This is a genomic window from Streptomyces sp. NPDC006458 (assembly GCF_040612135.1).
Taxonomy (GTDB): Bacteria; Actinomycetota; Actinomycetes; order Streptomycetales; family Streptomycetaceae; genus Streptomyces.
Genome location: NZ_JBEXPR010000008.1, coordinates 151,486 through 166,369 on the forward strand (window position 1 = coordinate 151,486; position 14,884 = coordinate 166,369).

General features: G+C 72.0%; 10 protein-coding genes and 1 pseudogene. 7 read left to right on the plus strand and 4 right to left on the minus strand.

The features are described 5' to 3' along the window. The first annotated feature begins 69 nt into the window (after positions 1-69). Entirely contained in the window at positions 70-927 is an 858-nt protein-coding gene (locus ABZZ79_RS13380; protein ID WP_356689055.1) for a phosphatase PAP2 family protein, read from the plus strand. Positions 928-971: 44 nt separating this feature from the next. Here ABZZ79_RS13380 and ABZZ79_RS13385 read toward each other — a convergent pair whose 3' ends face one another. Then, complete coding sequence (locus ABZZ79_RS13385; protein WP_356689056.1) at positions 972-3,971, minus strand: bifunctional [glutamine synthetase] adenylyltransferase/[glutamine synthetase]-adenylyl-L-tyrosine phosphorylase; 3,000 nt, start codon at positions 3,969-3,971, stop codon at positions 972-974. A gap of 120 nt (positions 3,972-4,091) precedes the next feature. Here ABZZ79_RS13385 and ABZZ79_RS13390 point away from each other — a divergent pair, with 120 nt between their 5' ends. The 3 genes from ABZZ79_RS13390 (at position 4,092) to ABZZ79_RS13400 (ending at position 7,680) form a co-directional block, all read left to right on the plus strand. Continuing rightward, entirely contained in the window at positions 4,092-4,604 is a 513-nt protein-coding gene (locus ABZZ79_RS13390) for a pyridoxamine 5'-phosphate oxidase family protein (RefSeq protein ID WP_356689057.1), read from the plus strand. Between the two features lie 31 nt (positions 4,605-4,635). Then, a complete protein-coding gene (locus ABZZ79_RS13395; protein WP_356689058.1) occupies positions 4,636-5,085 on the plus strand; it encodes a VOC family protein in 450 nt (149 codons plus the stop codon). 435 nt (positions 5,086-5,520) lie between these two features. Continuing rightward, a complete protein-coding gene (locus ABZZ79_RS13400; protein ID WP_356689059.1) occupies positions 5,521-7,680 on the plus strand; it encodes an acyltransferase family protein in 2,160 nt (719 codons plus the stop codon). Between the two features lie 70 nt (positions 7,681-7,750). Here ABZZ79_RS13400 and glnA read toward each other — a convergent pair whose 3' ends face one another. Beyond that, a complete protein-coding gene (gene glnA, locus ABZZ79_RS13405) occupies positions 7,751-9,112 on the minus strand; it encodes a type I glutamate--ammonia ligase (RefSeq protein ID WP_356689060.1) in 1,362 nt (453 codons plus the stop codon). A gap of 328 nt (positions 9,113-9,440) precedes the next feature. Here glnA and ABZZ79_RS13410 point away from each other — a divergent pair, with 328 nt between their 5' ends. The 3 genes from ABZZ79_RS13410 (at position 9,441) to ABZZ79_RS13420 (ending at position 13,130) form a co-directional block, all read left to right on the plus strand. Next, positions 9,441-10,109, plus strand: coding sequence for a DUF3105 domain-containing protein (locus ABZZ79_RS13410; RefSeq protein ID WP_356689061.1), 669 nt, complete (start codon positions 9,441-9,443; stop codon positions 10,107-10,109). A 44-nt stretch (positions 10,110-10,153) separates the two neighbouring features. Then, on the plus strand, positions 10,154-10,732 hold the full coding sequence (locus ABZZ79_RS13415; RefSeq protein ID WP_356689163.1) for a DUF305 domain-containing protein: 579 nt from the start codon (positions 10,154-10,156) through the stop codon (positions 10,730-10,732). A 643-nt stretch (positions 10,733-11,375) separates the two neighbouring features. Further along, positions 11,376-13,130 (plus strand): NAD+ synthase, encoded by a 1,755-nt coding sequence (locus tag ABZZ79_RS13420; RefSeq protein ID WP_356689062.1) that lies wholly within the window; start codon positions 11,376-11,378, stop codon positions 13,128-13,130. A 146-nt stretch (positions 13,131-13,276) separates the two neighbouring features. On the opposite strand, the pseudogene ABZZ79_RS13425 reads toward ABZZ79_RS13420, so the two are convergent. After that, positions 13,277-13,576: pseudogene (locus ABZZ79_RS13425) on the minus strand (MFS transporter); the annotation flags it as partial. 8 nt (positions 13,577-13,584) lie between these two features. Beyond that, positions 13,585-14,634, minus strand: coding sequence for an endonuclease/exonuclease/phosphatase family protein (locus ABZZ79_RS13430; RefSeq protein WP_356689063.1), 1,050 nt, complete (start codon positions 14,632-14,634; stop codon positions 13,585-13,587). Positions 14,635-14,884: the final 250 nt, after the last annotated feature.

Genomic DNA, 14,884 nt, shown 5'->3' on the forward strand with positions numbered 1-14,884 from the left:
TGAGGTGCGCTCCGGACCGGCCCAGGGGATGATCGATGGGGTAACTATTGTCTGGCAGACTCTGTGCCCATGGGTGAGACGACCGTGACGCCGCAGCAGGAAGGCCTGGAAGAGGCCGTTCCGCAGCCAGTCACGGACCGGTCCGGGCAGGGGTTCGTGGACCGGCTGCGCGCCCCGCGAAGGCCCCGGCTGTGGTTCGAGATCCTGCTGATCGCGGTGAGTTACTGGACGTACTCGCTGATCCGCAACGCGGTCCCGGAGCAGAAGGCCGAGGCGCTGCGCAACGCCGACTGGATCTGGCAGGCCGAGCACCATCTCGGCACCGCCTTCGAGCAGTCCGTGAACCACGCGGTGAACGGCGTGACTTGGCTCATCGTCGGCATGAACTACTACTACGCCACCCTGCACTTCGTGATCACGCTGGGTGTTCTGGTGTGGCTCTACCGTAGTCATCCGGGGCGTTACGCGGCGACCCGGATGGTGCTGTTCTCCACCACCGGTGTGGCGCTGGTCGGTTACTACCTGTATCCGCTCGCCCCGCCCCGGCTGATGAACGGCGGCGGCTTCATCGACACCGTGCTGGTGCACCAGACCTGGGGCTCGATGGCCTCCGGCGACCTGAAGAACATGTCGAACCAGTACGCCGCGATGCCGTCGATGCACATCGGCTGGTCGCTGTGGTGCGGTCTGACCATCTTCGCGCTGGCCACGGTCCCCTGGGCCAGGATGCTCGGCCTGCTCTACCCGGCGGTCACCCTGATCGTCATCGTCGCCACGGCCAACCACTTCTGGCTGGACGCGGTGGGCGGCATCCTGTGTCTGGCCTTCGGCTACACGGTGGCCCGCCTCTGGTACGGCGCGCTGCCGTACTCCCTCCCGCGGCTGGTGCCGCCCAGGGGCGAACCGCTGATTCCGGCCAAACCCTGAGGGGGCCGGGCGGCCTCAGGGCCTGTCCGGGCGCATGACCGGTCCTACCGGTCCGCGTAGAACAGCTCGTCCACCACCGAACGTGCCCGGCGCATGGTCCGCCGGTAGCCGTCCAGCATGTCCCCCACGTGCCCGGGTCCGTACCCGAGGTAGCGGCCCACCGCGGCCAGCTCCCGGGCGTCGGAGGGGAAGGTGTCCCCGGCCCGCCCGCGCACCAGCATCACGGCGTTGCGCACCCGTGTGGCCAGCACCCATGCCTCGTCGAGGGTGCTCGCGTGGTCCTCGGACAGCAGCTCCGCCTCCCGCGCCGCGGTCAGTGCCCCCCGGGTGCGGGTGGTCCGCAGTCCGGGCTGCTCCGCCCCGTGCCGCAGCTGGAGCAGCTGCACGGTCCACTCCACGTCCGACAGGCCTCCGGGCCCCAGCTTGGTGTGCAGCTTGGGGTCGGCGCCGCGCGGCATCCGCTCGGACTCCATCCGGGCCTTCAGCCGCCGGATCTCCCGTACGGCGTCGTCGTCCAGGCCTCCGGAGGGGTACCGCAGGGGGGCGATGAGCTCGACGAAGCGCCGCCCCAGGTCCTCGTCCCCGGCGACCGGCTCGGCCCGCAGCAGTGCCTGCGACTCCCAGCCGAGGGACCAGCGGCGGTAGTACGCCTCGTATGACTTCAGGGTGCGCACCAGGGGCCCGGACTTGCCCTCGGGCCGCAGGTCGGCGTCGATCAGCAGAGGAGGGTCGGCGCTGGGGATCTGCAGTAGGCGGCGCATCTCGGAGACGACCTTGTTGGCGGCCGTGGCCGCCTCCTGCTCAGAGACGCCCTCGCGCGGCTCGTGCACGAAGACGACATCGGCGTCGGAGCCGTAGCCCAGCTCGTGTCCGCCGAAGCGGCCCATGCCGATGATCGCGAACCGGGTGGGCAGGGTCTCGCCCCAGCCGGCGCGGACGACCGCCCGCAGGGTGCCCGCGAGGGTGGCGGCGGTGAGGTCGGAGACGGCGCCCCCAACCCGGTCCACCAGCGCTCCCTGGTCGGGCTCGGCGGGCTGGGCCTCGGTGCCGTAGGAGCTGACGATGTCCGCCGCGGAGGTGCGGAACAGCTCACGGCGGCGTACTCCGCGCGCGGCCCTGACCCCGCTCTCGGCGTCGTCCGCGCGGCCCACCGCGGCGAGGATCTCCTGCTCCAGATGGGCTCGGGTGCGCGGGCCGAGACCGCCGCCGTCCCCGTCGCCGAGCAGCGCGACCGCTTCGGGGGCGCGCATCAGCAGGTCGGGGGCGAGCCGCCCGGCGGACAGGACACGGGCGAGGTTCTGCGCGGCGGCGCCCTCGTCCCGCAGCAGCCGCAGGTACCAGGGCGTCTTGCCCAGCGCGTCGGAGACCTTGCGGAAGTTCAGCAGGCCCGCGTCCGGGTCGGCGGAGTCGGCGAACCAGCCGAGCAGCACCGGCAGCAGGGTGCGCTGGATGGCGGCCTTGCGGGTGACGCCGGAGGCGAGGGCCTCCAGATGGCGCAGGGCGGCCGCGGGGTCGGCGTAGCCGAGGGCGATGAGGCGCTCGCGGGCCGCTTCGGGGCTGAGCCGGGCCTCGCCGGGGGCGAGCTGCGCGACGGCGTCCAGGAGCGGGCGGTAGAACAGCTTCTCGTGCAGCCGGCGCACCACGCCGGTGTGGCGGCGCCACTCGCGGTTCAGCTCGGTGACCGGCTCGGTGCGCAGGCCCAGCGAGCGGCCGAGGCGCCGCTGGTCGGCCTCGCCCTCGGGGACGAGGTGGGTGCGGCGCAGCCGGTAGAGCTGGATGCGGTGCTCCAGGGAGCGCAGGAAGCGGTAGGCCTCGTCGAGCTGCACGGCGTCGGCGCGGCCGACGTAGCCGCCGGTGGCGAGGGCCTGGAGGGCGTCGAGGGTGGTGCCGCTGCGCAGGCCGGCGTCGGCGCGGCCGTGCACGAGCTGCAGCAGCTGCACGGCGAACTCGACGTCCCTGAGTCCGCCGGGGCCGAGCTTGAGCTCACGGTCGAGCTCGGCGGCGGGGATGTTCTCCACCACCCGGCGGCGCATCTTCTGCACGTCGGCGACGAAGTTCTCCCGCTCGGCCGCCTGCCACACCAGGGGCGACACGGCGGCCACGTACTCCTCGCCCAGCTCCAGGTCGCCGGCGACCGGGCGGGCCTTGAGCAGGGCCTGGAACTCCCAGGTCTTGGCCCAGCGCTGGTAGTACGCGAGGTGGCTGCTGAGGGTGCGGACGAGGGGGCCGTTGCGGCCCTCGGGGCGCAGGTTGGCGTCGACGGGCCAGATGGAGCCCTCGACGGTGGTCTCGGAGCAGACCCGCATCATGTGCGAGGCCAGCTTGGTGGCCGCGCGCAGCGCCTTGTCCTCCTCGGCGCCCTCGGCGGCCTCCGCGACGAAGATGACGTCGACGTCGGAGACGTAGTTCAGCTCGTGGCCGCCGCACTTGCCCATCGCGATCACCGCGAGCCGGCACAGCGCGGCGTCACCGGGCGCGGCCGCGCGGGCGATGGCGAGGGCGGCGCGCAGGGTGGCGGTGGCGAGGTCGGCGAGCTCGGCCGCGGTCTGGGCGACGTCGGTGGTGGCGCACACGTCACGGGCCGCGATGGACAGCAGACACCGCCGGTAGGCGACGCGCAGCGTCACGGGGTCGTCGGCCTCGGCGAGGCCGCGCTCGAACTCCTCCACGCCCGGGTGCAGGTCGCGCGGCTCGTACGTGACCAGCTCCCGCCAGTCCCCCGGGTGCCGGACGAGGTGGTCGGCGAGGGCCGCGGAGGCGCCGAGCACGCCCAGCAGGCGGTCACGCAGCGGCTTTGCCGCTATCAGCGTGTCGACCAGCTCGCGGCGGTCGGTGGGCGCGGACTGCGCCTCCAGCAGCCGGACCAGGCCGTGCAGCGCGAGGTCGGGGTCGGCGGTGCCGCCGAGGGCCTCCAGCAGCACCGGGTCGCTGCGTACGGCGGTCAGCTCCGGGCTGTCCAGCAGCCGTTCGGCGGCGGACGGATCGGTGAAGCCGTGCCGCAGCAGCCGAGTGAAGGTACTGCTCCTGCGCCCCGGCGCCGTCATGCCCCGCCTCCCGTCCGATCAAGGTCGTCCGTTCGAGACTAACCGCAGTCCGCCTCACGGGCGCCGATGAGTTCCGTCCGTGAGACGGGTCCCCACCTCAGGCACACGGAAGGAGAGGCGATGCCCGACACGACACCGCGGACCAGGCTGGACACCCGGTACAGCGACCCCGCCGCCACCGCGACCGACTGGGCGGAGGCCGAGAAGCTGCTGGCCGCCGCCGAGCTGTTCTGGATCTCGACCGTACGGCCGGACGGGCGGCCGCACGTCACCCCGCTCCCCGCGGTGTGGTCGCGGGGGGCGCTGCACTTCTGCACGGGCCCGGAGGAACGCAAGGCGCGCAACCTCGCGGCGAACCCGCGGGTCGTCCTGACCACGGGCACCAACACCTGGGACCGGGGCTACGACGTGGTGGTCGAGGGCGAGGCGGTGCGGGTGACGGACGAGGCGCGTCTGCGCGAACTGGCGGCGGCGTGGGAGGCGAAGTACGGCAGCTTCTGGCACTTCGAGGTCCGGGAGGGCCATTTCCAGCACGGCGCCGGGCGCGCCGTCGTCTACTCGGTGGCGCCGGGCACGGTTTTCGGGTTCGGTAAGGGGGAGCCGTTCAGCCAGACGCGGTGGCGGTTCGGCTGACCTTCGGATGACGCGACAAGGGAGTCACGCCATGCAGATGAGCCTCGAAGTCGTCCTTCTGCCGGTGTCCGACGTGGACCGGGCCAAGGAGTTCTATCAGGACAAGGTCGGCTTCCATGTCGACCTGGACGGCGAGGTGATGCCCGGGGTCCGGATCGTCCAGCTCACCCCGCCCGGCTCGGGCTGTTCGATCGCCCTGGTGGACGGCCTCCAAGTGCCCACGGGCACTCCGAAGCCGGGCACCTACCACGGGCTCCAGCTGTGCGTCACCGACGCCAAGGCCGCCTACGAGGAGCTCACCGCCCGGGGCCTGGACGTCTCCGAGCCCCAGCAGTGGGCACCGCAGGACGGCGCGACGTTCATGTACTTCAAGGACCCGGACGGCAACGGCTGGTCGATCCAGGAGTACCGGCGCCGGCTGACGGAGCCGCTCCACAAGCTTCTGGCGGAGCAGGCGGAGCGGGCGGAGCAGGGCGAGTAGGCAGGTCCCTGGTTCCGCCCGGCCGTGACGCGGGCGCCGGCGACGGTCCGCCCGGCCATGACGCGGGTGCCGGCGGCGGCCCGGCCCGGCCGCCGGTGTCTACGTCACGGCCCGCACCGCACCGCACGAAGTGCCCCGGCCACCCGGCCCGGGGCGTGACTTACGACACTCGGCAGGCCCGTGCGGGGCCGAGTTCACCTGCGTTCAAACCCAGCGACCCCCTTTGTTATGACTATGTGACTGCCATGCGATCGCTCTCGGACCCGGTGGACGGTAAGTTCGTTCGTCTGCCTCCGGGGCGATCACCGGCGTCGGCCCCTCACCGGTTCCGGCCGGGACGAACTGCCCGCCGATGACGAGCCCCGGACCGTGCCGGGGCGGGCGTGAGCGCAAGCGCGTGTCTCGGCGACGCCCACGAGCAAGGAGAACCTCACGGTGCCCGTCCTCCGCATCGCGCGCCAGCCTCGGTCCGCAGCCGACGAAGCCCCGCCGATTCCGGAAGCGAGAGAGGGCGGTACCGGCGGCAGGCCGGCTGCCCCGGCCGGCAACGCGGGGATGCGGCTCGACATCCAGGGCCTGCGCGCGGTGGCCGTCTCCCTCGTGGCGCTCTCCCACGCCGGGGTGACCCAGGTCGCGGGCGGCTACATCGGCGTGGACGTCTTCTTCGTCATCTCCGGCTTCCTGATCACCTCGCTGATGCTCCGCGAGCACCAGCGCTCCGGCAAGATCGCCCTCGGCAAGTTCTACGCCCGCCGCGCGCTGCGTCTGCTGCCCGCCTCCACCCTCGTGGTGCTGGCGACACTCGCGGGCTCCTGGCTGTTCCTCGGCCCCCTGCGCTTCGCGGACTACGCCAAGGACGCCATCGCCTCCGCCTGGTACGTCGTCAACTTCCGGCTGGCCGACGCCGGGACCGACTACTTCAACACGGATGTGCCGCCCTCGCCGTTCCAGCACTTCTGGTCGCTGGCGGTCGAGGAGCAGTTCTATCTGATCTGGCCCATCCTGCTGATCGTCGCGCTGAAGCTGTTCCGGCGCCGGGCCCTGCTGGCGATCCCGCTGCTCGCCCTCGCCGCGGGCTCCTTCGCGGTGAACCTCGACCTCACCGAGACGTCCCCTTCCTGGGCCTACTTCGCCTCCCAGGGACGCATCTGGGAGCTGGCGGTCGGCGCCCTGCTGGCCCTGGCGGCGCACCGGCTGCACGAGATCCCGCAGCCGATCGCGGCGGTGCTGAGCTGGGCGGGCCTGGCGGCCATCGCCTACGGCGCAGTCGCCTTCGACGAGACCACCCGCTTCCCCGGCTACAACGCGATCGTCCCGGTCGTCGGCGCCGCCGCGGTCCTGGCCTGCGGTGCGGCGGGCGGCCGCTACGGCGCCGGTGCGCTGCTCTCGCTGCGCCCGGCCGTCTGGATCGGCGGCATCTCCTACGCCTGGTACCTGTGGCACTGGCCGCTGATCCTCATCGTCCCGGCCGCCGTCGGATTCGGTGAGCACGACGGCCCGCTGCGGCTGATCGCCGCGCTGTGCGGCATCCCGCTCGCCTGGCTGACCCTGCACCTGGTCGAGAACCCGATGCGTTTCCACCGCGCGTTCAAGGCCCGCGCGAACCGGGGTCTGGCCCTGGGCCTCGGCCTGTCGGCTCTCGCCGCCCTGACCGCGGTCGTCGCCGCGCAGTTCCCGCCGGGCCTCGCCTCGGGCTCCGCCCGCCAGAACACCCGCGAGGCCCTCACCGGCACCTCCGACCCGCAGGCCGCGCTGACCCGGCTGCTGGAGGAGCGGATCGACAAGCTGCCCTCCAACCTCGAACCGAGCATGCGCGACGTGGCGTACAAGCGGTCCGCGGTCTACACCGACGACTGCGCCCTGACCATGACCGACGAGGTGCAGACCCAGCCCTGCCTGTACGGCGACAAGACCGGCGAGCGCAGCGTGGTCCTCTTCGGCGACTCGCACGTCGCACAGTGGTTCCCGGCGTTCGACGCGATCGCCCGCAAGCACCATTGGAAGCTGTACTCGTTCACCAAGAACGCCTGCAAGGTCTCCCAGATCACCATCGCGTACAACGGCGGCCCGTACTCCACCTGCGACACATGGCGGCAGGTCACCATCGACAAGATCCGGAAGATGCGGCCCGAGCTGGTCATCACCTCCAGCTCCCAGTCCGCGAAGCTGTGGGGCGAGGGCGACATGGCCGAGGTCTGGGGCAAGGGCCAGGCCGAGACCTACCGGATGCTCCAGCAGGGCCGCACCCGCGTGCTGACGCTGCTGGACACCCCCTGGCCGAAGAACAACTCCGTGGACTGCGCGGTGGCCCACCCCGACGACCTCGGCGCCTGCGCCCGCGACCGCTCCGAGGCCGACCGCAACCCCGCCGTCACGAAGGCGATCCTCGCGGCGGCCAAGGCCGAGAAGGTCGCGACCATCGACCCCTACGACTGGGTCTGCGCCCCCTCCGGCAACTGCCCGGTCGTCGTCGGCAACACCATGGTCTACCGCGACTACGGCCACCTCGCCGACCCCTACGTCGAGGCACTCACCCCGGTCGTGGAGAACGAACTGGTGCGCCTGTTCGGGGCGGACCTCAGCCAGCGCCGATAGGCACACACGCCGAAGGGGGCCGACGATCCGTCGTCGGCCCCCTTCGGCATATCCCTCGCAGGACCTGCCCTTACAGCACCGGCAGGTTCTTGCGCAGCTCGAACGCGGTCACCTCGGAGCGGTACTCCTCCCACTCCGACCTCTTGTTGCGCAAGAAGAAGTCGAAGACGTGCTCGCCGAGGGTCTCGGCCAGCAGGTCGCTGCCCTCCATGAGGGTCAGGGCCTCGCCGAGGTTCTGCGGGAGGGGCTCGATGCCCAGGGCGCGGCGTTCGGCGTTGGACAGGGCCCAGACGTCGTCCTCGGCGCCCTGGGGCAGTTCGTAGCCCTCCTCGATGCCCTTGAGGCCGGCGGCCAGCAGGACGGCGTAGGCGAGGTAGGGGTTGGCGCCGGAGTCCAGGGAGCGGACCTCCACCCGGGCGGAGCCCGTCTTGCCCGGCTTGTACATGGGGACCCGGACCAGGGCGGAGCGGTTGTTGTGGCCCCAGCAGATGTAGGAGGGGGCCTCGCCGCCCGCGCCAGCGGTGCGCTCGGAGCCGCCCCAGATGCGCTTGTAGGAGTTGACCCACTGGTTGGTCACCGCGGAGATCTCCGCCGCGTGCCGCAGCAGGCCCGCGATGAAGGAGCGGCCGACCTTGGAGAGCTGGTACTCGGCGCCGGACTCGTAGAACGCGTTGCGGTCGCCCTCGAAGAGGGACAGGTGGGTGTGCATACCGGAGCCGGGGTGCTCGGAGAACGGCTTCGGCATGAAGGTCGCGTGCACGCCCTGCTCCAGCGCGACCTGCTTCATGACCAGTCGGAAGGTCATGATGTTGTCGGCCGTGGAGAGCGCGTCGGCGTAGCGCAGGTCGATCTCCTGCTGGCCCGGGGCGCCCTCGTGGTGGGAGAACTCCACCGAGATGCCCATCGACTCCAGCATGGTGATCGCCTGGCGGCGGAAGTCCATGCCGATGTTGGTCGGGGTGTGGTCGAAGTAGCCCGAGTTGTCGGCCGGAGTGGGCCGGGAGCCGTCCAGCGGGCGGTCCTTCAGCAGGAAGAACTCGATCTCCGGGTGGGTGTAGAAGGTGAAGCCCAGGTCGGAGGTGCGGGCGAGGGCGCGCTTGAGGACATAGCGCGGGTCCGCGAAGGACGGGGAGCCGTCGGGCATCAGGATGTCGCAGAACATCCGGGCCGTGCCCGGGGTCTCCGCGCGCCACGGCAGCACCTGGAAGGTCGACGGGTCCGGCTTGGCGATCATGTCGGACTCGTAGACCCGGGCGAAGCCCTCGATGGCGGAGCCGTCGAAGCCGATGCCCTCGTCGAAGGCCTGCTCAAGCTCGGCCGGGGCCACGGCGACGGACTTGAGGAAGCCCAGCACGTCCGTGAACCACAGGCGTACGAACCGGATGTCGCGTTCCTCCAACGTCCGGAGCACGAACTCCTGCTGCTTGTCCATCTTCCGCTTCCCCATCCTTGCTGGTCAGGCCGCCTGCTCCCGCGCCAAGAGCGGCGGTCGGGCACCTGAGCATCCCACCACAACAGCGTTTCATGCGCGTTGCGGACCATGATCGTCCGGCCGACTCCCCGCTGAACGCCCGGAGGACGGCGGATGGACACTCCGAAGTCCATCTTGCCTGCTGGGAGGCTCGGGCGTAATGGGTGACCACAGAGTGGCGCGGACCGCCGGACCAGCCAATCCGGAGCCCTCCCTACGAACAGACTGTCGTATCCCATTACGATCAGGCGACCCGACCGTCCTCTCTTTCCCCAGAAGGGGCTCCCCCATGGGTTCCGCGAAGAACAAGAACAGCGCCGAGCGCAAGGCCCGCGTAGAGGAGATGCGCCGCGCCGAGCGTGCACGCGAGCGCCGCGGCAGGATCCTCACGATCGCCGCCAGCGCCGTGGTCGTCGCCGGCCTCGTCATCGGCTGCGTCGTCCTCGTGCAGACCCAGGGCGACGACAAGGACGACACCGCGAGCGACGGCAAGACGACCGCCGGGAAGTTCGTAACCGGCGCGGACGGGGTGAAGGCCTGGAAGGGCACGCTGTCCCGCAACCACGTCGGCACCGATGTGAAGTACCCCGCCGAGCCCCCGGTCGGCGGCGACCACAACCAGGTGTGGATGAACTGCAACGGCGACGTCTACCCCAAGGAGCTCAAGAACGAGCACGCCGTGCACTCCCTGGAGCACGGCGCGGTCTGGGTGACGTACACCTCCAAGGCGGCCAAGGCCGACGTGGACGCGCTCGCGGCCAAGGTCAAGAAGACGCCGTACACCCTGATGAGCCCGGACGAGAAGCAGAAGGACCCCATCATGCTGAGCGCCTGGGGCCACCAGCGCACGGTGACGAGCTCCAAGGACCCGAACGTGGACAAGTTCTTCGAGAAGTACGTCCAGGGTGACCAGACGCCCGAGAAGGGCGCCGCCTGCCAGGGTGGGCTGTCGGAGTGAGGCGGGCGCAGGCCGGGTGGATCACCGGGGCCGCCGCCGCGGTGATGGTCGCGGTCGGCGCGCTCACCTACACGGTCGCCGGGGACCACGGCGCGGACCCGACGCCGTCGGCGGGCTCCGCCGACGCCGGGTTCGCCCGGGACATGGCGATCCACCACCAGCAGGCGGTGGAGATGTCGTACATCGTGCGCGACCGCACCGACGACGAGGAGGTGCGGCGCCTCGCCTACGACGTGGCGCAGACGCAGGCCAACCAGCGCGGCATGCTGCTGGGCTGGCTGGACCTGTGGGAGCTGCCGAAGGTGTCGGCGAAGCCGCCGATGGCCTGGATGGGCATGGGTGAAATGCCCTCCGAGGGCGAGGGCGCGCTGATGCCCGGCATGGCCACGGACGCGCAGATGAAGAAGCTCCAGACGCTCGGCGGACGCAAGGCCGAGGTGCTCTACCTCCAGCTGATGACCAAGCACCACCGGGGCGGCATCCATATGGCCGAGGGCTGCGTCCAGCGCTGCGGGGTCGAGGTGGAGAAGCAGCTCGCTCAGGGCATGGTCGAGGGCCAGCAGTCGGAGATCGACCTGATGGCGGGGATGCTCAAGGAGCGGGGCGCCTCCCCGGACGCGTAGGGCACGGCCTCCAGCTCGGACGCGCAGGGCCCGGCCCCCTGCTCGGACGCGCAGGGCCCGGCCCCCTGCTCGGACGCGCAGGGCCCGGCCTCACCGCCCACTCGGACGCGCAGGGGCCTTCCTCGCCGCCGCCCCGGGCGCGCAAGGCCCTTGCTCGCAGCCGCCCCGGACTCGTGGAGCCCGGCCGCGCCGCCCGCTCGGACTCGGGGACGCGGCCCCGGATTCATAGGCCCGGCCGCGCCATGCCCGGCGCCTCCCCGGACTCGTGGACCCGGCCCCGCCATAGGCCTGACGCCGCCCCGGACACTTGGACCGGCCCCCGCCATGGGCCCGCCACCGCCCGGACGCGTGGACCGGCCCCGGCGCCTCCCCGGACTCGTGTAGGCGGCCCCACCATGGGCCCGCCGCCACCCCGGACACCTGGACCCGGCCCTCGCCGCCCGACACTTGACCCGGCCCACCACAGACCCAGCCTCCCCGGCCACACGGCCCCGCCATGGGCCCGCCGCCGCCCCGGACACCTGGCCCCGGCCCCGGCGTGGGCCCGCTGCCACTCCCAGCCGCGTAGGCCCCGGCCCCGCCGTGGGCCGGACCACACCCCTCGCCCACCCCATCGCGTCGGTCTGACGATTACACTGGGGGCGTGCCTCAACTTCGCCTCGCCCTGAACCAGATCGACTCGCGCGTCGGTGACCTCGCCGGGAACACCGAGACGGTCATCCGCTGGACCCGGCACTCCGCCGAGCAGGGAGCCCACCTGGTGGCGTTCCCGGAGATGATGCTGACCGGGTATCCCGTCGAGGACCTGGCCCTGCGCTCCTCCTTCGTCGAGGCCTCCCGCGCGGCCCTCGGAGCCCTCGCGGCGCGGCTCGCCGAGGAGGGCTTCGGGGAGCTGCCGGTGGTCGTCGGCTACCTCGACCGCAGCGGGACGGCCCGCCCGAAGTTCGGCCAGCCGGCAGGTGCCCCGCAGAACGCGGCCGCGGTGCTCCACCGCGGCGAGGTCGTCCTCGCCTACGCCAAGCACCACCTGCCGAACTACGGCGTCTTCGACGAGTTCCGCTACTTCGTGCCCGGCGACACCATGCCGGTGCTGCGCGTGCACGGCGTCGACGTGGCGCTCGCGATCTGCGAGGACCTGTGGCAGGACGGCGGCCGGGTGCCCGCCGCCCGCTCGGCCGGGGCCGGGCTGCTGCTGTCGATCAACGCCTCGCCCTACGAGCGCGACAAGGACGACACCCGTCTGGAACTGGTGCGCAAGCGTGCCCAGGAGGCCGGCTGCACCACGGCCTATCTGGCCATGGTCGGCGGCCAGGACGAGCTGGTCTTCGACGGCGACTCGATCGTCGTGGACGCCTCGGGCGAGGTGATCGCCCGGGCGCCGCAGTTCTCCGAGGGCTGTGTGGTCCTGGACCTCGACCTCCCCGCGGCGGCCGCCGAGGCCCCCGAGGGCGTGGTCGACGACGGCCTGCGCATCGACCGGGTGGTCCTTTCCGAGGACCCGGTGCCGGCCTACGAGCCGCAGCACACCGGCGCGTACGCCGAGCGCCTCGACGACGACGAGGAGGTCTACTCGGCGCTGGTCGTGGGCCTGCGGGCGTACGTCAGGAAGAACGGGTTCAGGTCGGTCCTGATCGGCCTGTCCGGCGGCATCGACTCGGCGCTGGTCGCGGCCATCGCCTGCGACGCGGTCGGCGCGGAGAACGTCCACGGCGTCTCGATGCCGTCGAAGTACTCCTCCGAGCACTCCAAGGGTGACGCGGCCGAGCTCGCCAAGCGCACCGGCCTCAACTTCCGCACCGTACCGATCGAGCCGATGTTCGACGCCTACATGGGCTCGCTCGGGCTCACCGGCCTCGCGGAGGAGAACCTCCAGTCCCGGCTGCGCGGCACGCTGCTGATGTCGATCTCCAACCAGGAGGGCCACATCGTCCTGGCGCCCGGCAACAAGTCCGAGCTGGCGGTGGGCTACTCGACGCTGTACGGCGACTCGGTGGGCGCGTACGGCCCCATCAAGGACGTCTACAAGACCTCGGTCTTCCGGCTCGCCGAGTGGCGCAACCGGGCGGCGGCGGAGCGCGGCCAGACCCCGCCGATCCCCGAGAACTCCATCTCCAAGCCGCCGAGCGCCGAGCTGCGCCCCGGCCAGGTCGACACGGACTCGCTGCCCGACTACCCGGTCCTCGACGCGATCCTCGCGCGGTACGTCGACCGGGACGAGGGCGCCGACCGGATCGTCGCCGCGGGCTTCGACGCCGCGCTGGTGACCAAGACGCTGCGCATGGTCGACACGGCCGAGTACAAGCGCCGCCAGTACCCGCCGGGCACGAAGATCTCCCCGAAGGGCTTCGGCAAGGACCGCCGCCTGCCGATCACCAACGGCTGGCGCGAGTCGTTGTGACGACGTGCTGACCCCCTGACCGGCTGACGGACTGACCGACTGACGGACTGACCGACTGACCGACTGACCGACTGACCGCGAGAACGCGAGAACGGCGACGCCGGGTGCCACGGGGCACCCGGCGTCGTCGTTCCGGTGAACGGGCCTCAGCCCGCCACCCGCTCCGTCTCCTGCCGCGCCGACCCGGCCACCAGCAGCGCCCGGCCGCCCGTGACCGTGCCCGCGCGCCGGTCCACCGCGTACGCCACGGCCGCCACCCCGATGCCCAGCACCGCGAGCGCCGCGCCCGCCAGGGCCGGGGACGTGACCCCGAAGCCCGCGGCGAGGGCCGGGCCGCCGATCCAGGCGCCGCCGGCGTTGGCGAGGTCGAAGGCCGCCTGGTTGGCGAAGGAGGCCAGGGAGGGGCCGGCGGATGCCTTCTCCATGACCATCAGCTGGAGCGGGGTCCGGGACGTCAGCCGGACGAGGCGAGCCGGAGCCTGGCCGCCAGCGGAAGGTGGTCGCTGCCGGTCTGCGGGAGGGTCCAGGAGCTCACCGGCTCGATGCCGCGGACCAGGATCTGGTCGATGCGGGCCATCGGGAAGGACGCGGGCCAGCTGAAACCGAAGCCGCTGCCCGCCGCGCCCTGGGTGGAGCGCAGTTGCGCGGTGACGGCGTTGAGCGCGCGGTCGTTCATGGTGCCGTTGAGGTCGCCGAGCAGGACCACCTGCTTCAGCGGCTCGCCGGCGATCGCCTCGCCCAGCGCGTCGGCGCTCTTGTCGCGCTGGCGGGCGGTGAACCCGGCCTCCAGCTTCACCCGGACCGAGGGCAGATGGGCGACGTACACCGCCGCCTGCCCGCCCGGCGCGGAGACCGCGGCCCGCATGGCGCGGGTCCAGCCGAGCTTGATGTCGACCGGCCGGACCCCGCTCAGCGGGTACTTGCTCCACAGCCCGACCGTGCCCTGCACCGAGTGGTACCTGTACGACGTCGCGAGCGCCTTCTCGTACACCGGCACCGCCGCCGCGGTCAGTTCCTCCAGCGCGACGACGTCCGCGCCGGAGGCGGCCACGTCCTTCGCGGTGCCCTCGGGGTCGGCGTTCCCGGCGTTGACGTTGTGCGTGGCCACGGTCAGGTCGCCGCCGGTGGCGGGCTTGTCGGTGAGCAGCCCGCCGAAGAGGTTCAGCCAGACCACCGTCGGCAGCAGGAGCGCGATCAGCGCGGTGGCCGACCTGCGGACGAACGCCAGGATCAGCAGGACGGGGACGAACACCCCGAACCACGGGAGGAAGGTCTCGCTGAGGCTGCCCAGGTTGCCGACCACGTTCGGGATCTGCGCGTGCAGCAGCATCACCAGGGCCAGCAGCACCGCGAGGACGGCGACGACGACGCCCCGGCGCCAGACGCGCGGGTCGCCGCGCCAGCCGTCGGTCAGTCTGAGGGCCAGGCGCCGGAGCAGAGAGCCGGGGCGGTCGGACCCCGGCCCGCCGTTGTCCGTCTCCGTTGCGTACGCCTGTTGCGCCATACCGTCGCCTCGCTACCTGCAGTGCACACCGTCGTCCCCCTCGCGTAGACCCTAGGGGATGATCGGCTCCGTTCCTGCCCTGCACGACGGCCTTCCTCCCGGGTCCAGTTCCCCTTGTAACGAAACGCGCACATTCGGCGGGAGCGGGGCGTGCGCCGCGTCTCTCCGAGGCGCCCTGGCTCTCCGTGGGACGAGGTGCCACCATGGACGTGGTCCGGGGACGCCGTCAGGGCGCCTCGAGATGACGTAA